Origin of the sequence: Ideonella alba, from assembly GCF_018069875.1 — a bacterium.
GTDB lineage: Bacteria > Pseudomonadota > Gammaproteobacteria > Burkholderiales > Burkholderiaceae_C > Ideonella > Ideonella alba.
This window is the reverse complement of record NZ_JAGQDF010000016.1, coordinates 86,218-107,434: the sequence shown is the minus strand read 5'-3', so window position 1 is coordinate 107,434 and position 21,217 is coordinate 86,218. Positions and strand designations below refer to the sequence as shown.

General features: G+C 73.6%; 18 protein-coding genes. 2 read left to right on the top strand and 16 right to left on the bottom strand.

Annotated features, from left to right (window positions below):
- The 16 genes from KAK07_RS22480 to KAK07_RS22405 all read right to left on the bottom strand — a co-directional run bounded on the left by KAK07_RS22480 (position 1) and on the right by KAK07_RS22405 (position 17,536).
- The gene (locus KAK07_RS22480; RefSeq protein ID WP_210852449.1) at positions 1 to 2,637 is read right to left on the bottom strand and encodes a contractile injection system baseplate wedge protein; all 2,637 of its coding nucleotides are present in this window, start codon (positions 2,635 to 2,637) and stop codon (positions 1 to 3) included.
- A complete protein-coding gene (locus KAK07_RS22475) occupies positions 2,630 to 5,689 on the bottom strand; it encodes a baseplate J/gp47 family protein (RefSeq protein WP_210863339.1) in 3,060 nt (1,019 codons plus the stop codon). Before KAK07_RS22475 ends, KAK07_RS22480 begins: the two co-directional genes overlap by 8 nt.
- A gap of 4 nt (positions 5,690 to 5,693) precedes the next feature.
- A complete protein-coding gene (locus tag KAK07_RS22470) occupies positions 5,694 to 6,134 on the bottom strand; it encodes a gp25 family contractile injection system sheath assembly initiator (protein WP_210863337.1) in 441 nt (146 codons plus the stop codon).
- Between the two features lie 10 nt (positions 6,135 to 6,144).
- Complete coding sequence (locus KAK07_RS22465) at positions 6,145 to 6,423, bottom strand: PAAR domain-containing contractile injection system baseplate protein (RefSeq protein WP_210852438.1); 279 nt, start codon at positions 6,421 to 6,423, stop codon at positions 6,145 to 6,147.
- Between the two features lie 11 nt (positions 6,424 to 6,434).
- Positions 6,435 to 8,183, bottom strand: a complete 1,749-nt coding sequence (gene vgrG / locus KAK07_RS22460) for a type VI secretion system tip protein VgrG (protein ID WP_210863335.1) — start codon at positions 8,181 to 8,183, stop codon at positions 6,435 to 6,437.
- A 15-nt stretch (positions 8,184 to 8,198) separates the two neighbouring features.
- Positions 8,199 to 8,867 (bottom strand): CIS tube protein, encoded by a 669-nt coding sequence (locus tag KAK07_RS22455; protein WP_210852434.1) that lies wholly within the window; start codon positions 8,865 to 8,867, stop codon positions 8,199 to 8,201.
- A 24-nt stretch (positions 8,868 to 8,891) separates the two neighbouring features.
- A complete protein-coding gene (locus KAK07_RS22450; RefSeq protein WP_210852432.1) occupies positions 8,892 to 9,056 on the bottom strand; it encodes a DUF5908 family protein in 165 nt (54 codons plus the stop codon).
- 16 nt (positions 9,057 to 9,072) lie between these two features.
- Complete coding sequence (locus tag KAK07_RS22445) at positions 9,073 to 9,510, bottom strand: phage tail protein (RefSeq protein WP_210852430.1); 438 nt, start codon at positions 9,508 to 9,510, stop codon at positions 9,073 to 9,075.
- Between the two features lie 7 nt (positions 9,511 to 9,517).
- Entirely contained in the window at positions 9,518 to 9,952 is a 435-nt protein-coding gene (locus KAK07_RS22440; protein WP_210852428.1) for a phage tail protein, read from the bottom strand.
- 47 nt (positions 9,953 to 9,999) lie between these two features.
- Positions 10,000 to 11,952 carry a phage tail sheath family protein gene (locus KAK07_RS22435; RefSeq protein ID WP_210863333.1) on the bottom strand — a complete coding sequence of 651 codons (1,953 nt, stop codon included), beginning with the start codon at positions 11,950 to 11,952 and terminating at the stop codon, positions 10,000 to 10,002.
- Between the two features lie 19 nt (positions 11,953 to 11,971).
- Positions 11,972 to 13,021 carry a hypothetical protein gene (locus KAK07_RS22430; RefSeq protein ID WP_210863331.1) on the bottom strand — a complete coding sequence of 350 codons (1,050 nt, stop codon included), beginning with the start codon at positions 13,019 to 13,021 and terminating at the stop codon, positions 11,972 to 11,974.
- A complete protein-coding gene (locus tag KAK07_RS22425) occupies positions 13,018 to 13,590 on the bottom strand; it encodes a contractile injection system cap protein (protein WP_210863329.1) in 573 nt (190 codons plus the stop codon). The genes KAK07_RS22430 and KAK07_RS22425 overlap by 4 nt, the downstream gene beginning before the upstream one ends.
- Before the next feature lie 74 nt (positions 13,591 to 13,664).
- On the bottom strand, positions 13,665 to 14,174 hold the full coding sequence (locus tag KAK07_RS22420; protein WP_210863327.1) for a TPM domain-containing protein: 510 nt from the start codon (positions 14,172 to 14,174) through the stop codon (positions 13,665 to 13,667).
- A 13-nt stretch (positions 14,175 to 14,187) separates the two neighbouring features.
- Positions 14,188 to 15,048, bottom strand: coding sequence for a TPM domain-containing protein (locus KAK07_RS22415; RefSeq protein ID WP_210863326.1), 861 nt, complete (start codon positions 15,046 to 15,048; stop codon positions 14,188 to 14,190).
- Between the two features lie 3 nt (positions 15,049 to 15,051).
- Positions 15,052 to 15,684 carry a LemA family protein gene (locus KAK07_RS22410; protein ID WP_210863324.1) on the bottom strand — a complete coding sequence of 211 codons (633 nt, stop codon included), beginning with the start codon at positions 15,682 to 15,684 and terminating at the stop codon, positions 15,052 to 15,054.
- Between the two features lie 55 nt (positions 15,685 to 15,739).
- Positions 15,740 to 17,536 (bottom strand): DUF885 domain-containing protein, encoded by a 1,797-nt coding sequence (locus tag KAK07_RS22405; protein ID WP_210863322.1) that lies wholly within the window; start codon positions 17,534 to 17,536, stop codon positions 15,740 to 15,742.
- Between the two features lie 31 nt (positions 17,537 to 17,567).
- Here KAK07_RS22405 and hemE point away from each other — a divergent pair, with 31 nt between their 5' ends.
- Together hemE and priA are read left to right on the top strand one after the other, a co-directional pair.
- Positions 17,568 to 18,653: a uroporphyrinogen decarboxylase gene (gene hemE / locus KAK07_RS22400; protein ID WP_210863320.1), complete on the top strand. Its 1,086-nt coding sequence runs from the start codon at positions 17,568 to 17,570 to the stop codon at positions 18,651 to 18,653.
- Positions 18,654 to 19,038: 385 nt separating this feature from the next.
- Positions 19,039 to 21,129: a replication restart helicase PriA gene (gene priA / locus KAK07_RS22395; protein WP_210863318.1), complete on the top strand. Its 2,091-nt coding sequence runs from the start codon at positions 19,039 to 19,041 to the stop codon at positions 21,127 to 21,129.
- Positions 21,130 to 21,217: the final 88 nt, after the last annotated feature.

The following is a 21,217-nucleotide window of genomic DNA, read 5'->3' as shown; positions in this document are numbered from 1 at the left end:
TCAGGCCAGGGGGGGCGGGGGTTCGGTGCCCAGCGCGCTGCGGCCGAGCACGAAGGCGGGCCGAGGCAGTTCGGCCACGCAGTCGGTCAGGCGCTGCGCCGGGTGGGTGTTGCGCACCTCGGTGACGGCGCGCAGGAAGCGCGTCAGCACCTGCGCGCGCGGCGGCGCCGCCGCGCCGGCGTGCAGTGCCAGCCAGTCGCGGTAGGCGCCCTCGAACTCGGCCATCGCCAGCGGGCTGGCCCAGCAGATGCGCGGCAGCAGGTGGGCGGGCACCTCGCGGCGGATCTGCTGTTCGGCGTGGGCGCGGAAGGCCGGGTGGGCGAAGCGGCCGGCGTAGGACGGCAGCACGATCAGCAGGCGCCAGGAATAGGGGTCGTCGCCGTCGCAGTCGCCGCAGCCCTCGTCCAGGCAGGGCTGCAGCAGCGGGTCGCCCGGCTGTTCAGGACGCAGCAGCGGCAGCTCGATCAGGTACAGGCCCTCGCCGCTGTAGTGCTCGCGCAGGTAGCGCTGCAGGTGGCTGATGGCCTGCTCCATCGCCTCGGGGCCGGCGAAGTACTCGATGCGCCGGGCGATCACCTCGCCGCCAGCGTCGACGATGTTGAAGTAGTGCCGCCCGTCCAGTGTCTGGCGGCGCTGGTAGCCGTCGGCGCCCTGGGCGCGTTCGACCGCGGCCATCATCTCGGCCTGCGCGGCCTCGGGGCTGGCGTAGTGGGTGCTGGACGACAGCAGGATCTTGCCGCTGACCGCGTCGCGCACGCGGAAGCGGAACTCGTCGCCGGGCGTGGCGTCGACCTCGGCATAGGTGTCGTGCGCCACCACCGACAGGCTGCGCCGCTGCGGGTTGGCAATGCCCAGCAGACGCGCCAGCCGGCGCTCCAGGCCGCTGATGTTGTCGCTGTTCCAGAGCATCTCGGGCTCGCGCCGGTGCTGCTGGTAGGCCAGGCCGCGCTCGGCGCCCAGGCGCGGCAGCTCGGCCAGGAAGCGCGCCCGCTCGATCAGCGCATCCAGCCCGCCGCCGCTGCCGAAGGCCTGCTGCAGCGCCTCGACCTGGGCGCCCATGTCCTCGCCGGCGCGGGCCAGCAGGTGGTCGAGCAGCGCGGCCTGGCGCGGCCGGGGGTCGGGCTCGAGCAGGCGGGTCAGGCCGGCGTCGTCCAGCGGCTGCTCGGGCGTGTCCCGGTACAGCGCCTCGTGGCCGGGCAGCTCGCTCAGGCGGCGCGCCAGCAGCGTGGGCGGCGTGGCGCCTCCCATCCAGGCCTCGGTCAGCGCCTGCATCCGGGTGGGCGCCACCGAGTACAGCTGGGCCAGCTGCGCGGCCTGCGCCAGCTGGTTGGTCATCCACTGGTCGATGAACAGCAGGTAGCCCTGGAACTGGCGCACCCGCGCGTCCTGGTCCGGGCGCGCCAGGCCGTACAGCTCCGGGAAATCGTGCTGCAGCGGCCGGTGCGCGCTCAGGGGCCGCACGCGGCCGGCGGGTTGCGGCAGCTGCGGCTGGCGCAGCGTGTCGGTGATGGCATGGTCGGCGTCGAGCAGCGCCTGCAGCGCGCTGCGCACCTCCTCGGGCATCTCGGCGACATGCCAGCCGGCCACCACCAGGCCGCGCTGGCTCAGCACCAGCCGGCCGCTGTCCCAGGCCAGACGCGGGGCATGGCCGGGCCGCACCGGCAGCCGCCAGGGGTCGTCGGTGGGCAGCGCGAAGCCGTCCTCGCCCAGCGGCTGCAGGCGGATGTCACGCAGGCCCTCGACGCCGGGCACGTCCATCAGCGCATTGATCAGGTCCGACAGGCGCAGCATCGCGGGCAGCTCGCTGGCGTCGAGCTCGCCGTCGTCGAGGAAACCGTGGCTCAGCCACGGGCCTTCGAAGACCTCGTCGACACGGCGTGGCTGCCCGTCCGGGCCGGGCCGCGCCAGTGCCTCGTCCAGCGTCAGCGGGCGCAGCAGCGGCGCCAGCGTGCGGTGCGCGGTGTGCAGCAGCCGCGCCGCGGTGGTGCGGGCGTCGGCGCCGTCGGCCAGCGCCACCTCGGCGCACAGCGCGAAGCGCTGCACCGGCACGGTCTCGGGCGGCAGGAAGTCCAGGCACAGCGGCCGCCGCACCTGCAGCGCCGCCGCCGCCTCGGCCTGGCGCTCGGCGCGCTGTTCGGCGTTCAGACGCTCGTCGTACTCCAGCAGCGGCTGCCAGCGGCCCTGCAGGCTGACCGGGCGCTCGCCGGGCTCGCCCGAGGGCGTCTGCGCCAGCTCGCCAGTGCGCGGGTTCAGCCACAGCACCGGGCCGGGCACCTCGTGCAGCCAGGCGTTGCGGATGCCGTCGATGTCGATCAGGCATTTGCGCAGGTCGCGCAGCGTCCAGGGGGATTGCGGCAGCACGTCCTGCGCCTGCCAGAAGGTGGCGGCTGCGTCGCCCTGCGGCGCGCTGCTGGCCAGCCAGTCGGCCAGCGGCAGGCCGCCGCGGTAGGCCAGGTCGGCCAGCGCATGGCTGGCCAGCTCCAGCGTGGTGATGCCGGGGTCGTGCAGGTGGTGGTCGGTCCAGCGCGCACCGCACAGCGCGCGCAGCTGCGCCAGGCCGTCGGCGAACAGCGCGCGCCAGTCCAGCGCCGGTTCGGCGGCCAGGTCGGCACGGCGCAGCGGCACGGGCTCAGACATCGCCGGTCTCCTCGTCGATCAGGTGGCCGGGGGCCGAGACCAGGATGCTGTCGGGCGTGTCGGCCACCGCCTCGGCCAGGTCCTCGCCGCCATCCATGTGCAGCGAGAAGCGGCTGAGGTAGTCCACGCCGGGCAGCTCCTCGACCAGATCGAGCAGGGCCGAGCGCCACACCGCGCCGCCGAAGCCGGGCTGGCGCGCGGCATCGGCCAGCCAGGGCGACAGCGCGCGCTGCAGCGCCGCGTCGATCTGCGGCCGGTACAGGCTGAACACCACGCCGGGCCGCAGCTTCACGCGGCAGCGCACCTGCAGCACGCGGCAGCGCGGATTGACCACATGGGTCCGGGTGCCCGGTGCGCTGCGCGCCTCCAGGAAGGCCTGCACCGACTGCAGCGTGTCCAGGTCGGCGCGCGGCTGCAGCGGGTCGGCGGTGTGGCGCTGGCGCAGGTCGGGCACCACCACCACCAGGCGGTGGCCCGGCGCCTGCCAGTGGCCGCCGGGGCGCGCGTGCGGGATGCACTGCACCCGGTGCAGCCCGGGAAAGGCCTGCAGCACCAGGCGCTCGACGTCCCACGGCGTGATCGCCCGGCCACGGTGGCGCAGGCGCTCGGCCGCACGGCGGCGCAACGCCGCCGGGGTTTCGGGCGCCTGGCCGCCAAAGCTCTCGAAGGGCTGGGCCACGCCCTGGACCGCGGCCATCGGCGTCACCAGCTTGCCGATGCTGCCGGCGGGCAGGGGCAGCGCAAAGCGCGCCGGATCGTGGGGGGCGGCATCGGCGCGCACCTCGACGCCGTTGCTGGCCACCAGGCGCAGCCGGGCCGCGCTGCCGGCCGGGGTCAGCCAGCACGCGCGCAGCCAGACCAGGCCGCTGGCCTGGCGGGTGTGCTCGCGGCTGGTCTCGGGCGGCAGCGTGAGCTGCACCAGGCCGCTGCGGCGCAGGTGGGCCGTGGTGTCCAGCGCCAGCTCGGCCGCGCCCAGCGGCCGCCACTGGGTGTCGCACAGCACCGACCAGGCGATGCGCGGCGACGGGGCCTCGGGGTCGGCACTGCCGTCCTCGACCTGGCACAGCAGCGACACCGCATCGCCCGGCGCCAGCGCGTCCAGGCCGATGCACAGCTCCAGCGCATGCGGGTGAGCCGGCAGCAGGCCCGGCGCGCCTTGCGGCGCCCAGGGCAGGGTGGCACGCAGCCAGGCGTGCTCGCGCACCGGGCCGAAGGCATCCACCTGGTAGAAGGCCAGATCGGCGCCGCTGAGGCTGGCCTCGTCGGCCTGGTCCAGCGCGCAGCGCGCGCTGGCCGCGGTGTAGTCCAGCGACAGACCGCGCAGCTGCGGTGTGTAGGGCTCATTCAGCGGCTGCACCGGCGGCGCGTCGGGGTCGCGGATCTGGCTCAGCAGGTGCGCCACCGCCTGCTGACGGTGGGCGGTGTGCAGGAAGTCCTCGCCGTCCAGCTCCAGCGCGATCTGCCCGGCCGGCACCGCCGGCGACTGGCCGCGCAGGTGCAGCTGCAGACGGCGCACCGGCTGCGCCTGCATCGCCCGCTCGGCCTGCAGCCGGGCCTGCCCGCTGCCCGACTGCAGCAGGCGCTGCAGCGGCCAGTCCAGGCGCAGCGGGAACACCGGCACCGGCGGTTCGTTGTGCAGCACGCTGGGCAGCAGCGGGCTGGGGCGCAGGGTCACCGGGGCGTCGGTGGAATGGCCACGGCCGTCGGTGTAGCGCAGCCGCGCCGCCACACCGTCGGCGATGCGCGAGCGCTCCTGGTAGCCGGCGTACCAGCTCGACAGGCTGGCCGGCGCGCCATGCCAGTCCAGCGTCAGCGACAGCGACTGCAGCGGCTTGGCCAGTGCCTCCGGGCAGCCGATGCGCAGCCGCGAGCCCGGCACCGGCTGGGCACCGAAGGGCATGAAGACCTTCTTCGGGTCGAGTGCGCCGTGGTCGTTCTCCAGCGCCAGGCCGCGCAGGCCCTGCACCTCGACCTGCAGCGTGGCCGCCTGCAGGCGCAGGCCTTCCAGCGCGGCCCAGGGGGACAGGCCAGGGCGCAGCTCGACCCCCGGGGCCAGCAGCAGCTGCAGCACCGGCGTGCCATCGGGGAAGGCCGACAGGTGCAGCGCCTGCTGGTGCGCCACCACCGCCGGCTGGTCCGGCGACAGCACCAGCACCAGGCGCCAGCCGCTGCCGTGGGCCGAGACCTGCGGCTGCAGCGGCCCGATCCAGCCCTTCGGCCCGCTGAGCCAGGCCTGCAGGCCGGCCGCGACCTCGGCCGGCGTGGCGGCGCTGCTGCCGATCAGTTCCAGGTCCAGCCGGATCTCGCGCCGGCCCTCGGCCAGCGCCAGCATCGGCGAGGTGATCGCGAAGCCGACCGGCGCCTCCGGCGCCGCCGGCCCGCCGCCCGGGGCCCAGCCGGGTGCGCCTGCGGCCAGTGGCGCGCCCAGGCCATCGGCCGAGTCGGCCCGCGGCGCGAAGCGCAGCCGGCCACCGTCGCGCTGCAGGCCCTGCAGCGAGCGCACCTGGGCCGGACCGATCGGCGTGTCGCGCAGCGGGCGGTAGAGGCGCTCCACGCCCTGCGCGTCGGGCCCGGCACTGAAGACGCGGGTGGTGTCGCACAGCTGCGCCAGCGCGCCCTTCTTCAGCGTCAGGCGCAGGTGGGCGTGGTCGGGATGGGCCGGCTCGGGGGCGAAGCCCAGTGCGGTGCGCAGCTGCCAGTCGAGGTGGGCGGCGCCCAGCGCGTTGAAGCGCTCGCGCGAGGCCTGCTGCAGCCGCGCCAGGGCCAGCCACAGCGCCAGGTGCGGCGGCACCTGGCCGTCGCGCGCGTCGGCCAGCTGCTGCCAGGCGGTGCGGTCGAGGTCGGGGAACAGCGCCGACCAGCGGCCCTCGTCGCCGCCATCGGGCGCCGGCAGCGCGATGTGCGCGGCCAGCGTGCGGGCCTGCTGCATCAGCGTGGCGGCGTCGCGCGGGTCCAGCGGCGCGTGGGCCGGGTCGGCCGCCGGCCGGTCGCGGTCGGCCTGGCTCTGGCCGCCCTGGGCGGCACTGCGGCGCAGCAGGTCGTCGAGGGCCATGGCCTCAGCCCCGCTCCACCGGCCCGAGCACCGGGCGGTGCTCGCTGGCGTCGAGGTCGTAGAAGGGATAGACCAGGTTGAAGCGCGAGTTGGTGCTGCGCACCCGGTAGTCGAGCTGCACCTGCAGGCGGCCGGGCTCGGTCTCGCGCACGTCCAGCGCCAGCAGCTCGATGCGCGGCTCGTGCACCAGCAGCTGCACCTTGATCTGCTCGGCCAGCTCGGTGCGGCGCGTGGTGTCCAGCGGCTCGAAGAGCATCGGCCGCAGGCTCAGGCCCCAGCCGGGGCGCAGGAAGCGCTCGCCGGCCACGGTGCCGAACAGGATGCGCAGCGCCTCGTGGATGTCGTCCTCGCCCTCGCGCATCTGCACGCCGCCGGCGCCGAAGGCCGGCGGGAAGCTCCAGCCGCGGCCGAGGAAGGCCAGATCGTCGTCGCCCGGTGTGCTCATCGCCAGGTCCTCAGCCGATGATGACCGTGGGCGCGCCCACCACCACCGCGGCGCCGCAGACGCAGGTGTCGCCCACGCGCAGGGCCGGCTTGCCGCCGATGAACACCGTGGCGCTGCCGGCCACGAAGGGGCTGACGGTGGGCTGGTGGCTGTTGGGCGGCAGGCTGCAGACATGCTGGTCGCCCAGCACGGCCGCCGGCATGCCGCCGATCAGCACGGTGGGCACGCCGGGGCCGACCACGGTGCCGCCGTGGCTGCTGAGATCGGCGATGCGGGCGGCGGGGGGCATGATTGGGCCTTTCAATTGAGCTGCAGCAGGCTGCCGGCCAGCACGGTGAGGGCGCTGCTGCGCAGCTGGGCGCCCGCCGTGCCTTCCAGCTTGAGCTGGCCGCTGACCTTCAGCGTGAAGTCGCCGTTGACCTGCTGGCTCAGCGAGGTGGTGGTCTCCAGCGTGGTGGCCGCGGCGCTCTTGAGGGTGATGCCGTCATCGTCCAGGCGCAGCTCGTTGCCGGCCTGGTCCTTCAGGCTGATCACGCCCTCGTCGTCGCTCAGCACCAGCTGGCGGCCACCGGGTGTGGACAGCGTGATCGCCTGGTGCTCGTCGTCGAAGCGCATCTCCAGCCCCTCTCGGCTGCGGTAGACACGCGCCGGGTTGGCGTCGGCGGCGGGCTCGGGGGCGGCGCGCTGGCTGCTGTGCAGCGCCCCCAGCAGCACCGGGTGGCGCGGGTCGTTGTCGAGAAAGCCCAGCACCACCTCGTCGTCCAGTTCGGGGCGGAAGACGAAGCCGCGCTGCGGGCCGGCCTCGGGGCGCGCCACGCGGGCCCAGACGCCCTCGCCGTCGGGTTCGATCAGCGGCAGGCGCACGCGCACCCGGTCTTCGCCCAGCGGGTCCTCCAGCGAGGTGACCACGCCCAGCTGCAGGCCCTGCACCGGCGCCAGCAGGGCCGGCCGCGGCGGGGTCTGCAGGCGCTGGTCCAGCGCCTGGTCCTCGCCCAGGCCGCCGAACTGCAGGTGGGTGCGCCAGCCGCTGGTGCTGTCCATGTCGTGGCGCACGCCGCTGACCTGCAGCCGCCCGCCAAAGCGCGCGCCGGTGCCGCTGAGCGTGACCACGTCGCCCGGGTGCACCTGGCCCAGGCCTTCGCACAGCGCGCGGCCGCAGAGCTTGTCGGCGCGCGCCCGCGCCCACAGGCCGTCGCCCAGCGCCTGCGCCTCGTCCGCCGACAGCGTGCTGTGCGGCAGCGGCCGCGCCGGGTTGCCGTGCACGCGCGCCAGCGCCGCCGGGTCATGGCTGCCGCCGCCGGTCTCGGTGGGGGCCTGCGCGGCGGCGGTCTGCAGCGCCTGGTCCGGCGCCGACCAGTGCGGCACCGCGATGCCCGCGGGCTGCACTCGCGCGTCGACCTCCAGGTCCAGCTCCAGCAGCGTGGCGCCGTACTGCAGCTGCAGCACCGGCTCACCCTGGGTGCCGGGCCGCGCCAGCTTCAGCGCCCCCGGACGCGGCAGCACCACCAGGCCGTTGGCACGGGCACGCGCCAGGGCGAAGTCCCAGTCGCTGCAGCCGGTCTGCACCAGCTGTTCATGGCGGGCGGCGGTGTCCTCGACCTCGACCGTGTCGCCGCAGGCGCCCAGCAGGCTGCGCAGCAGCTCGGCATCGGTCTGGTCGCGCCAGACCGCCTGGCGGGCCTGCTGCGCCAGCGTCATCGGCGCGGCGCGGCATTCGACGATCAGCTGCGCCGGGCTGTCGCCGCGCACGCGGATCTGCTGGCGCACCACCACGCCCTTGAAGAGCAGCTGGCGGTCATCCTGCGCGCCGGCCGAGACCTCGATCGCCTGGCCGGGGGCGAAGCGGTCGCCGTCGGTCAGCGCGAACTGGCCGGCCGAGGCCGAGCCGTCCAGCCACACCAGCCGCGCCCAGGCGATGTGGTTGGCCTGCAGTGTGATGCTGCAGGCCATCAGCTGCTCGGTGCGCGGCAGATCCTGGCCGCCGGCGCGCACCGTGAACTCGCGGTGGCCGCTGCTGATCGGCAGGCTGCGCTCGGTGGTCTCGGGCATGGCGGGGTGTCCGTGTCAGCGCTGCAGCGGCGGGAAGCGCAGACGCTGGCCCGGGCTGAGCAGGCGCGGGCTGTCCAGGTCGTTGGCGCGCGCCACCAGCGGCGCCAGCGCCGGGTCGCCGTAGATCTGCTGGCACAGCGCCGGCAGCGTGTCGCCGGCGCGCACGGTGCGCAGGTGGGTCAGGTCGGGCGACTCGTCCTGGGCAATGGCCACGCGGGTCTGGTCGTCGCTGGCGTCGGCGAAGCTGGCGGTGACCACCGCGCGCAGCGGCACGCCATCGGGCTTGAAGAGCTTGTAGGCGATCGAGGCGCTCTTGAGCACGCAGCGCCGCACCGCCAGCGTGCCCCAGGTGAGCTTCAGATGGTTGGGGCGGTGGATGTGGCCGTTGTAGCCGGTGACGGTCTGGAACAGCGCCACCTGCTCCTGCACGTCCACCTTGTGGCCGTTGGCGCCGGTGCCGTCGATGAAGAAGGCCAGCGACAGATCGCCCGGCTTGCTCTTCTTGAAGTTCATCCGGCTGCCGGTGGTGCCCGCGCCCTGCGCGGCGTCCCACTCGAACTCATAGCCCAGCGTGATCTCGGCCGGGTTGACGTAGGCGGTGAACACCGCCACCGGCTCGCCCGCGCAATCCGGCGCCTCGAAGGCCTTGATCAGCAGCTTCTCGAGTTGTCCGCTGTCGCTCACCAGTGTCTCCCCGGGGGTGGCCGCTCAGGGTTCCTGGCGCTGGCGCAGCACCTCGAGCACGCGCTCGACGCACTCGGCCACCAGCGACTGGCGCTGGGCGCCGCTGTCGCCCGCGGCCGGGCTGCCGCCTTCGGCCGATGGGGACGTGGCCTCCACCGCGATCACCACCTCGTCGATCATGATCGGCATCGCTGCTCTCCCGGGTTCAGGCTTCCAGGCGGAAGCGCTGGTAATACAACTGCATCGACTCGACAGCCACGGTGTTGCTGCTGGCGTTGAGGTCGGCCACCGACCAGCGGGTGGGGTAGGCCTGGACCAGGTGCCAGGTCATCAGCGCCTGGTGCTCGGGGCCCAGCAGCTGCACCTGCACGTCCATCGGCTCGACATCGAGGTCCTCGATCGCCCGCCGCGCCCAGTTCCAGATCGCCGAGCGCAGCAGCAGGCCGCGCTTGAGCGTCAGCTCGGGGTACTTGCTGCGGCCGGGATACTTCTGCACGAAGCGGTTCTCGCCGCCTTCGGGCACCTCCTCGGTCGACAGCTCCACGGCCAGCCCGCCCACCTCGGTGAAGCGCACCTCGTCGGCCGGTCCCTGCAGCGCAGGCACCTCGACGCGGAAGTGGAAGCCGACCGGCGGCGTGTACATCGGCGCCTCAGGCGTTCTCGACGTCCAGGCCCTCGTGGGCCAGCTCGATGGTCTCGATCGCCACCTCGTTGCCGGCGGCCTTGAGCTGCGGCCCCTCGACCTTGACCGGGAAGGCGTTGTGCAGCTTCCAGGTCATCACCGGCTCGTGGTTCTCGTTGAGCAGGCTGATCACCACGTCGCGGCGCTCGGCGGTGTTGAGCTTGATCGTCTGCAGCCACTTGAAGAAGTCGTTGTCGCTCTTGATCACGCCGCGCTTGAGCGTGACGTTGCTGAACTTGCGCAGACCGGGCATCTTGATCGACGAGTACTCGGGGAACGAGCCGTCGCGGTACTCGATGGCCTGGTTCTCCTGGGTCAGGCCGGTGACCTCGGAGAAGCCGATCCGCGTGCCGCCCCACTGGACGGTGAAGTGGAAGACCGGCAAGGGGTACTGTGCGGGCATGGCGTGCTCTCCTGATGGGGATGAGGGGTGTCAGGGCGCGGAGGGGCTCAGGACGTCTGCAGCTTGTGCGAGAAGCGCAGGATGATGAATTCGGCGGGCCGCACCACGGCCATGCCGATCTCGACGATCATCCGGCCCTCCAGCACGTCCTGCGCGTTCATCGTCTGGCCCAGGCCGCAGCGCACGAAGAAGGCGTCCCTGGTGGTGGCACCGGCCAGCGCGCCCTCGCGCCACTTCTGCGTCAGGTAGTTGTCGATCATGCCGCGCACCTTGACCCAGGTGTTGGCGTCGTTGGGCTCGAAGACCGCCCAGTAGGTGCTCTTCTTGACCGACTCTTCCACCATGTTGAAGAAGCGCCGGACCGACACGTAGCGCCACTCGTTGTCGTTGCCCGCCAGCGTGCGCGCGCCCCAGACCAGCGTGCCCTTGCCGACGAAGGCGCGGATCGCGTTGACCGACTTGCCGGCCACCGCGTCGACGTTGAGGCGGTCGGTGTCGTCGCTGTCCAGCGCGTAGGCCGGCGCCACCACGCCGTTGAGGCTGACGTTGGCGGGCGCCTTCCAGACGCCGCGCTGGTTGTCGACCAGGGCGCAGATGCCGGCGATCGCGCCCGAGGGCGGGCAGGGCGTCAGCGAGGCCGACACGGCGCGCACCAGATCGCGGTAGGCGGCGAAGTTGTCGAGCAGCTGGCGCTCGGTGTTGGCGCGCAGCGCCGGCACGGCGGCATCCAGCGCGTCCAGCGCCGTCAGCAGGCTGCTCATCGGTGCCTGCAGCAGGGCCAGCAGCGCGGCGCGACGGCCGTCGGCCGCCGCGGCGGTCAGCGCGGTGTTGCTGGCCGGCGTGGCCAGGGCGGCGTCGAAGGCGGCTTCGGTCGGGTTGGGCACCGCTGCGTTGGCCGGGTCATAGACGACGCCGGGCAGCGCGTCGAACTCCTTGTCCAGCGCCACCAGGGTGCTCAGGGCCGGCGCGATGGTCGCGGCCACCGCGGCCTGTACCTGGGTGCGCAGCGCGGCGTGGGTGAAGGCGTTGCCGCCGTTGAGCATCGCGTCGACCATGCTGAGGCAGCGCAGCAGCGCGGCGAAGACCGGCGCCGGGCTGCCGTCGGCCGGGCCGCCCTGGTAGGCGGTCAGCGCGGTGGTGACGGCGTCGCGCACCGCCAGACCGGGCGCGCCGGCGCCGATCGCGTGCAGCGCCGCCAGCCGGCCCTGGTCGACCAGCAGCGCATCCATCGCCGCGACCAGCGCCACCACCGCCGGGTCGCCGGTCAGCGAGGACAGCGCCACCGCCACCGGCGGCGCGCCGCGGCGCAGCTTGCCGACGATGTCGCTGTAGCCCACCGGTTTGGCATAGGCCAGCTTCAGCCAGGGCGAGTAGGCGGCGCCGTACTTCAGGTGGTTGATGCCGATGCCGTTGCGCAGCGCGGCCACCGCGGTGTCATGCGCCGCCTTGGTGGTGGCCAGGCCGGTGTCGAGCAGGGCAATGCGGTCGCCCAGGCGGCCGCACTGCGCCAGCGCGGCCATCTGCACCTGGGCCCGGGCGTCGTCGGCCAGGCCGGCGGCGTCGGGCGTCAGCAGCAGCGTGGGTTCGTCCACCGCGGCGATCGCGGCCAGGCCCTCGATCAGGTCGGCGGCCGCCAGCGGATCGGCGTGCCGCCCGACCGAGACGATCCAGGCCGGCCCGCCGCCGTTGTCGAAGAACAGGCGCAGCGCGTCGTACAGGTAGCGGGTGTTGTTGGCACCCAGCGTGACCGACTGGAAGCGCCCGCCGGCATCGATCTGGATGGTCTGCACGTCCAGTGCCGGCGCGCCGCCGAACAGCGACTCGTACTCGAGCAGCGAGATGACCCGGGTCGGCACGCCGTCCAGGTCGTTGTCGATCATGCGGGTGGCGCGGGCGGTGTATCCGATGAAGGCGGGGATCGCGGTCTCGACCTCTGCCACCGAAGGCGGAAAGACCGAGATCTCCTCGACATAGACGTCCGGCGTGCGGTAGGTGGCCATGGTGCGTGCCTTTCGGGGTTCAAGGGGCGAGGTGGACGACGAACTGGGCGTCGCTGCGCGCGGCGCCGGGCTGGGGCAGGTGTTCGATCAGCAGGCGCTGGTCGCTCTGCAGTTGCAGGCGGTGCTCGGGGCGCGAGCGGCGGGTCTGGCTGCGCTGGGCCTCGAAGAGGACGACCTGGGCGCCGGGCGGGGCACTGCCCAGCAGCATCGCCGCGGGCAGCCGGGCGCTGTCGGGCGGATCGCCGCTCCAGTCGTCGATGCGGGTGAAGCCCAGGCGCTGCGGTGCCGGCAGGCCCGGGGTGGCATCGCTGACCTGCAGGCTGGCCATCTCGGGCGCGGCCCAGCCGCGGCCGACCACGTAGTAGCGCAGCACGTCCTCGCGCGGCTGCAGCGTCAGCTGCCAGTGCGCCGGCTGCTGGGCGAAGGCGTCGTCCAGGCGCAGCGCCACCAGGCCCCAGGGCGCGGCAGCGGCCAGCGCGGGCTCGATGCACAGCCAGCGCTCGGCCAGCAGCGCGGCGCTGGCCGGGTCGCGCTCCTGCCAGCGCAGCAGGCCGATCGGCAGGTCGGTGCTGAAGGCGGGCGCGGCCTGTGTGGCCGACAGCCGGCCGCTGAGCAGCGGTTGGCCCGCGCCATCGAGCAGACGCCAGTCCAGCGGCCGCTCCGCGCTCACCGGCTGCAGCCGCGGGCGGCGTCCACACAGCTCGACATCCAGCGGTGCCGCGTCCAGCGCCGCTGGAGCCTGGCTGTTGCGCCAGCAAGGGCGCTGCGCCGGGCTGCCGGCGGGCGCGGCGGGCAGCGGCGGACGGGTGTAGCGGTCCAGTCCGGGATCCAGCGGCTGCAGGCCCAGCAGCAGCGTGCGGCCGTGCAGCGGGCCGGGCGGTGGGTCGTCGTCGTGCTGCTCGGCCAGCAAGGCCCACAGGCCGCGCAGCTCGCGCGCCAGCGCCTGACCGCCGCCCAGCAGCGCCGCGCTGCTGGGCGGCAGCAGGAAGCGCATCAGCCCGCCCGGCGGCTCGGCAAAGAAGGCGTGGCCCACGTCCAGCGTGCCCAGCACATGCAGCGACTGCTTCATCGGCCCTCCACCCGGGTCTCGATGTGCAGGATCGGGCTGCCGCTGCCCAGCGGGTCGTCCTCGCGCAGCTCCAGCAGCCGCACGCGGTACACCGCCGAGGGCAGCTGCCGGGTGCCGATGCAGGACCACAGCTGGTTCATCTGCTCCAGGCTCAGCGGCATCATCTCGATCGTCAGCCGCTCCAGCCCCGGCGGCAGCCCCGGCGAATCGGCTGCCGTGTGGATCGGCTTGGCGTGGAAGCAGCGCACCGCCAGCGCCAGCCGCGCCAGCGCCACGTCGTAGGCCAGGATGCGCGCGGCCACCACCACCACCAGGTTCAGGCGCAGGGGCGGCGGGCGCTGCAGTTCGCGGCCCTGCACCACCACGCGCTCGGGCAGCGGCTCGCGCAGCGCACGCTCTTCCTCGACCTGGAACAGGCTGATCGCCAGGTTGCCGTCGGCGATGACCGGGTTGCCGGTGTCGCTGACCAGGCGCGACGGCACCATGCGCACCAACTCGCCGTCGCCGGTGCGGCGCAGCATGAAGGTGTTGACTTCGTCAGCGAGGAAACGCAGGACGGCATCGAACATGCCGCGGTTGTAGGCCGGTCCGGCCCCGGCCGCCCTCCCCTGCCTGTGGGGGGCGGGGTGGCCGGCGGCTTGCGTCAGCGCAGCATCGGCGCGTCGGGCAGCTCGTTGGGGTTGGCCTGTTCAGCGCGCAGCGGGAAGTGCTCGCGCAGCAGCGCGTCCAGCGCGTCGATGATGGCCAGCAGGCCGGCCTCGCGACGGCCCTCGCGCAGCGCGCTGCCCAGGCCGTCGACCAGCGCCTGCCACTGCGCCGGCGGCACGCGCTCGGTGATGCCGCGGTCGGCCACCAGCTCGATCGCCTGCTCGGCCAGCAGCAGGTAGACCAGCACGCCGCAGCGCTCGGCGGTGTCCCACACGCCCAGCTCGCCGAAGCAGGCCTGCGCGCGTGCGCGGGCGCTCACCCCCCGGCGCAGTGCCGCGGCCGGCAGGGCGCGCTCGATGCAGACACGGATCTCGCCGCCGTGGCCGGCCTCGCTGGCGGCGATGCGCTCGGCAATGCGCTGTCGCGCCGCGCGGTCCAGCCAGCGGCCGTCACTGCCCAGCGCATGCCAGGCATGGCGTCCCCAGCGCATCAACGGGCTGCCCATCGCCATCTCCTGCTCACCAGCGCCCGGAGGCGCCACCGCCGCCGAACGAGCCACCGCCGCCGGACGAGAAGCCGCCGCCGCCACCCCCCCCGAAGCCGCCGCGCGCCGCGCCGCTGAGCACCAGGCGCAGCGCCTCGCCCACGCCCAGCGCCGTGACCAGCGCCAGCACCAGGCCGGCCACCAGGCCCACGCCCAGGCCGGCCAGCCACCAGCCACCGGCCACGCCGGCACCGCCCATCAGCAGCGCGCCAGCCCCAGGGCCGAACATCGCCCGCACCGCCGAGATCGCCAGCGGCACCGCCAGCAGCGCCCACCAGATCCAGGACGGCAGCGCCGGCAGGCCATTCAGGCCCTGCACACGCGGCGCGGCCGAGGGCGTCGGCAGGCCCTCGCCCGAGATCCGGCCGATCAGCTGGTCCACCGCCAGGTTCAGGCCGCCGGCGTAGTCGCCCTGGCGGAAGGCCGGCACCATCGCGCGGTCGATGACCTGCCGTGCGGCCAGGTCGGGCACTGCACCCTCCAGCGCGCGGGCCACCTCGATGCGCGCCACCCGGTCGTCCTTGGCCACCAGCACCAGCAGGCCGTCACCGACGCCGCGGCGGCCGATCTTCCACTGATCGGCCACGCGGAAGGCGTAGGCGGCGATGTCCTCGGGCGCCGTGCTGCGCACCATCAGGATGACGATCTGCGGCCCCGACTGCGCCTCGAAGGCGGCCAGCTTGGCCTCCAGCGCCTGCTGCTGGGCGGTGCTGAGCGTGGCGGTCTGGTCGATCACCCGCGCGCTCAGCGCCGGCACCGGCTGCGGCGCCTGGGCGAAGGCGCCGCTGGCCAGCAGCCAGCCGGCCAGCAGCAGCCAGCGCAGCAGGTGGGTCATCGCTTACTTCGCGGAGGCCGGCTTGTCGAAGCTGACCGCCGGCGGCTGGCTGATCGCCGCCTCGTTCTCGACGGTGAAGCTGGGCTTGGGCTGGTAGCTGAAGACCATGGCCGTGAGGTTGCTGGGGAAGCTGCGCGCCAGCACGTTGTAGGTCTTCACCGAATCGATGTAGCGGTTGCGCGCCACGGTGATGCGGTTCTCGGTGCCTTCGAGCTGCACGCGCAGGTCCTGGAAGCCCTGGTTGGCCTTCAGGGTGGGGTAGTTCTCGCTGACCACCATCAGGCGCGACAGCGCGCTGCTGAGCTGGCCCTGCGCGGCCTGGAACTGCTGGAAGGCCTGCGGGTTGTTGATCAGCTCGGGCGTGGCCTGGATGCTGGTGGCGCGCGAGCGCGCCTCGATGACCTTGGTCAGCGTGTCCTGCTCGAAGCTGGCCTCGCCCTTGACGGTGGCGACGATGTTGGGGATCAGGTCGGCGCGGCGCTGGTACTGGTTCAGCACCTCGGACCAGTCGGCCTTGACCTGCTCGTCCAGGCGCTGGAAATCGTTGTAGCCGCAGCCGCCCAGGCCCAGCGTGGCGGCCAGCAGGCTGGCGCTGGCCGCCAGGCGCCAGGGGGAGCGGGAGGAGATGAGGCTCATGCGGGTCCTTTCGAGGAAGCCAACGGAGGCATAGATGAGGGTGGCGGCGCGTGGATCAAGGGCGCTGGCTGCGGATCCAGTCGGCGACGATGCGCTCGAGCACCGGCAGCGGCACCGAGCCGTGGTCCAGCACCGCCTGGTGGAAGCGCCGGATGTCGAAGCGCTCGCCCAGCGCCTGGCGGGCCTGCTCGCGCAGCGCCAGGATGCGCATCTGGCCCAGCTTGTAGCCCAGGGCCTGGGCCGGCCAGGCGATGTAGCGGTCGACCTCGGCGGCCATCTCCTCGTGGCCCATGCCGCAGCAGGCGGTGATGTAGTCGATCGCCTGCTCGCGGCTCCAGCCCAGCGCGTGGATGCCGGTGTCCACCACCAGGCGGGCGGCGCGCCAGGCCTCGTAGCTCAGGCGGCCGAAGCGGCTGTAGGGGTCCTGGTACAGGCCCAGCGATTCGCCCAGGCCTTCGGCGTACAGCGCCCAGCCTTCGCCGTAGGCCACGTGCCAGGCATGGCGGCGCCATTCGGGCAGCTGCGTCAGCTCCTGGGCGCGGGCGCTTTGCAGGTGGTGGCCGGGCACGGTCTCGTGCAGGAACAGCACCTCCATCTGCCAGATCGGCCGCTGGTCCAGCGCCACGACGTTGGCATTGAACCAGCCGGGCCGGCTGTTGTCGGGGCTGCCGCCGCTGTAGTTGTCGGCCATGCCGGCGCCCTGGTCGGACGGGATCGCGCGGATGCCATAGGGCTGGCGCGGCAGCGTGGCAAAGAGCCGCGGCAGCGCCGGGTCGACCCGCTTGGCCAGGCTGCGGTAGCCGTCCAGCAGCGCCTCGGCGCTGCGGTGGAAGAAGCGCGGGTCGGTGTAGAGAAAGCGAACGAAGGCGTCGAAGTCGCCAGCGAAGCCGGTGCTGGCGCGCAGCGCGTCCATCTCGGCGCGCAGGCGCTTGACCTCGGCCACGCCGATCGCGTGGATCTGCGCCGGCGTCAGGTCGGTGGTGGTCTGGTCGCGCACCAGCAGGCGGTAGACCTCGGCGCCGCCGGGGCGCAGCGACAGGCTGCCGTTGGCCGGTGCGGCCGGCAGCAGCTCCTCGGCCACCGCGCGGCGCAGCGTGCGCAGCGCGGGCGCGATGCGTTGCTCGATCAGCGCCTCGGCCTCGGCCGCCAGGGCTGCGCGGCGCGCGGGCGTCACCATCACCTCGGGGCCGGCGGCCAGCAGGCGCGCCATCGGCTCGAAGGCTGGCTGCTGCCGAGGCGGCAGCGCCAGCTGGCCGTCGAGCTGGTCCAGCAGGCGCTGCAGCGAGGCCCGGTGGCTGACCCAGCCCAGCTTCAGCCCTTCGCGCGCCAGCGCCAGGTCCTGGTCCACGCGCGCCGGCCAGGCCGCCAGCCGGGCCAGCACGCGGCGGGCGTCGGCCTCGCTGGTCATCGGCATGTCCTGCAGCACGCCCGACAGCGCCAGATGCGGGCCCGCCACCCCGGACAGCACCAGGGTCCGCAGCACCGGGTGGCGCTGCTGCTCGATGGCCAGCGCCAGGTCGTGGTGGAAGATCTCCCAGGACAGGCGCTCCTCGCCGCGCAGTTGCCGGGGGTCGATGCGCCGCAGGCGCTGCATCAGCTGGCGCTCGTGGGCATCGGCCGCGTCCAGCGCGGCGGGGGAGTGGTCGTCCCAGCGCTCGCCGGCCTCGACCACGCCCAGCGACGAGGCCCACTCGGGCTGGTGGCGCATCTGCCAGCGCCAGTGGTCGTCGAACAGGCGCTGCAGCTCGCGCGAGGCGCTGGCGGCCTGGGCCAGCGTGGCGGCCAGTCCCAGCAGGGCGGCGCACAGCCAGCCGCGCCAGTGCAGGCGGTGGGGGCGGGTGATCATCAGCATCGGCCAAGTATCGCCCGGCGATAATCGCCCCATGTTTGCCCCCCTCGCCAACGACTGCTTCCTGCGCGCCTGCCTGCGCCAACCCACGCCGCACACCCCGATGTGGCTGATGCGCCAGGCCGGCCGCTACCTGCCCGAGTACTGCGCCACGCGCGCCAAGGCGGGCAGCTTCATGGGCCTGGCCACCAACGTGGACTACGCCACCGAGGTGACGCTGCAGCCGCTGGAGCGCTACCCGCTGGATGCCGCCATCCTGTTCTCGGACATCCTGACCGTGCCCGACGCGATGGGCCTGGGCCTGAGCTTCCAGCAGGGCGAGGGTCCGAAGTTCGCCAAGATCGTGCGCGACGAGGCGGCCGTGGCCGAACTGGCCGTGCCCGACATGGCCAAGCTACGCTATGTCTTCGACGCCGTCACCTCGATCCGCAAGGCCCTGAACGGCCGGGTGCCGCTGATCGGCTTCTCCGGCAGCCCCTGGACGCTGGCCTGCTACATGGTGGAGGGCGGCGGCTCGGACGACTACCGCCAGGTCAAGAGCCTGATGTACAGCCGGCCCGACCTGATGCACCGCATCCTCGAGATCAACGCCGATGCGGTGGCCGCCTACCTGAACGCCCAGATCGATGCGGGCGCCCAGGCGGCGATGGTCTTCGACAGCTGGGGCGGTGTGCTGGCCGATGGCGCCTTCCAGACCTTCTCGCTGGCCTACACGCGCCGCGTGGTGGCGCAGTTGCAGCGCGAGAAGGACGGCCAGCGCATCCCGGTGATCGTCTTCACCAAGGGCGGCGGGCTGTGGCTGCAAGAGATCGCCGACTGCGGCGCAGACGTGGTGGGCCTGGACTGGACCGTCAACCTGGGCCGCGCCCGTGCCGCCGTGGGCCACCGGGTGGCGCTGCAGGGCAACCTCGACCCCAATGTGCTGTTCGCCCCGCCGGCCGCGGTGCAGGCCGAGGCCATCAAGGTGCTCGACAGCTTCGGCCGCCCGCAGCGCGCCGATGGCGGCTGGGACGGCCACATCTTCAACCTGGGCCACGGCATCAGCCAGTTCACCCCGCCCGACCATGTGGCGGCGCTGGTGGAGGCGGTGCATCGGCACTCGCGCGCGCTGCGGGCCTGACCCACATCACGGGCCTCTGCGCTGACGCAAGGCGCAGCGCATGCGGCGACGCGAAGGAGGGGGTAAGTGAGTGCTCAGGGCTTGACTTATCCCCAAAGCTGCGGCAGCGAGCGTGACCGGACCCTGGGGCTGTCACGGATCCGTCAAACGCTAGGCGTTTCGTGGTAAGTGGTTGATTTGCAATGGCTAATTCGCCGTGCTGCGAAACGGGGCAATCCAGGCCGGACCACGGTGGATCAAGCACTTGCCGGGGTCCAGGACAGCTTTCCCACAAAGTTATCCACAGAAAAAGTGGGCAACTTGGAAAACGCTTCACAATCAGAGACTTAGACGCATCAGCTGATGTGGATTTCAGGTGTCGGCGCCAAGTCGAGGCTGTGCGGTGATGCGCGTGTCTGTGGCGGTCGAGACACCGCAGTACGCCGGATTGGCGCCCTGCCTGGACTACCTGAGTGAGCAGCCACTGTCACCAGGAACCCTGGTGCGCGTGCCCTTGGGTCAGCGCGAGGTGCCCGGACTGGTCTGGGACACCGACCCTGGGGCGCCGCCGTGCGACGAGCACCTGCTCAAGCCCGTGGCCGAGGTGCTGCAGGCCCTGCCGCCGCTGGGGCCGGCCTGGCGACAGCTGGTGGACTTCAGCGCCCGCTACTACCAGCGCGCGGTCGGCGAGATCGCGCTGGCGGTGCTGCCGCCCGAACTGCGCCGGCTGGCATCCGACGGCCTGGACCGCCGCCTGGCCAAGCTCGCCCGCCGCCCGCCGCCGGACGCGCAGGTCCCCACGCCCGAGCGCCCGGCACTGAGCCCGGGCCAGCAGGCGGTGCTGACCACGCTGCTGCCCGCCTGCCGCGGCGAGGCCCCCCCCGCCACGCACCTGCTGCACGGCGTCACCGGCAGCGGCAAGACCGAGGTCTACCTGCGCTGCGCCGAGGCGGCGCTGGACGCCGGCCGCCAGGCCCTGGTGCTGGTGCCCGAGATCAACCTGACGCCGCAGCTGGAAGCCCGCTTCGCCCAGCGCTTCCCGGGCCGCCGCCTGGTCACGCTGCACAGCGGGTTGACGCCGGCCCAGCGCCTGCAGCACTGGCTGATGGCCCACCTGGGCCAGGCCGACCTGGTGCTGGGCACCCGCCTGGCGGTGTTCTGCCCGCTGCCGCGCCTGGGCCTGGTGGTGGTGGACGAGGAACACGACCCCAGCTACAAGCAGCAGGACGGCGCGCGCTACTCGGCGCGCGACCTGGCCGTCTACCGCGGCCACGCCGAGCGGGTGCCGGTGCTGCTGGGCTCGGCCACCCCTTCGCTGGAGAGCTGGCTGCATGCGCAGAGCGGCCGCTACACGCTGCTGTCGTTGCCCGAGCGCATCGGCCAGGGCGAACTGCCCCGCGTCACCCTGCTGGACATGACCCAGCAGCCCAAGCCGCCGGCCGGCCGCGAGGCGCCGCCGCTGGCTGCGCCACTGCTGCAGGCGATGCGCCAGCGCGTCGAGCGCGGCGAGCAGACGCTGCTGTTCCTGAACCGCCGCGGCTTTGCGCCGGTGCTGGGCTGCAGCGCCTGCGGCTGGAAGAGCGGCTGTCCGCATTGCAGCGCCTGGCGCGTGTTCCACAAGCGCGACCGCAGCCTGCGCTGCCACCACTGCGGCTTTGCCGACCGCGTGCCGCGCGCCTGCCCGGACTGCGGCAACCTGGACATCGAGCCGATCGGCCGCGGCACCGAGCGGCTCGAGGAGCAGGTGGCCGAGCTGCTGCATGACATCGAACGCCCGGGCGGCGGCGCGGTACGGGTGGCCCGCATCGACGCCGACAGCACGCGCCTGAAGGGCAGCCTGGAGGCGCAGCTGGCGGCGGTGCATGCCGGCGAGGTGGACGTGCTGGTCGGCACCCAGATGGTGACCAAGGGCCACGACTTCCGCCGCGTCACGCTGGTGGCCGCGGTCAACCCGGACGGGGCGCTGTTCACCTCGGATTTCCGCGCGCCCGAGCGTCTGTTCGCGACGCTGATGCAGGCCGCCGGCCGCGCCGGCCGCGACGCTGAAGCTGCGGCGCGCAGCGAGATGTGGATCCAGACCTGGAACCCCGGCCACGCGCTGTTCGCGGCGCTGCGCGCGCACGACTTTGCCGCCTTCGCCAGCAGCCAGCTGGCCGAGCGCGAGATGGCCGGCCTGCCGCCCTACAGCCACCTGGCGCTGCTGCGCTGCGAGGCGCGCGACCCGGCGGTGGCCGAGGCCTTCCTGCGCGCTGCGCGCGAGGCCGCCCGCGCGCTGATGCCCCCCGAACTGGCCGATGAGCTGGTGGTGTATTCGCCGGTGGCGCCGCATGTGGCCAAGGTGGCCGGTTTCGAGCGGCGGCAGATGCTGCTCGAGGCGCGCTCGCGCGCCCGGCTGCAGTGGCTGCTGGCGCAGTGGTCGCCGCAGCTGGGGCCGCTGCGCGCCGCGCACAAAGGCCTGGCGCGCTGGGCCGTTGACGTCGACCCGCTGGATATTTGAGCCCCCAGGCTAGGCGCTGCGCGCCGTCGCCACCCCCCAAGGGGGCTCCGCGGGCCTTGGGGCGGCCCGGCGGCCCGCGGTGTCGGCC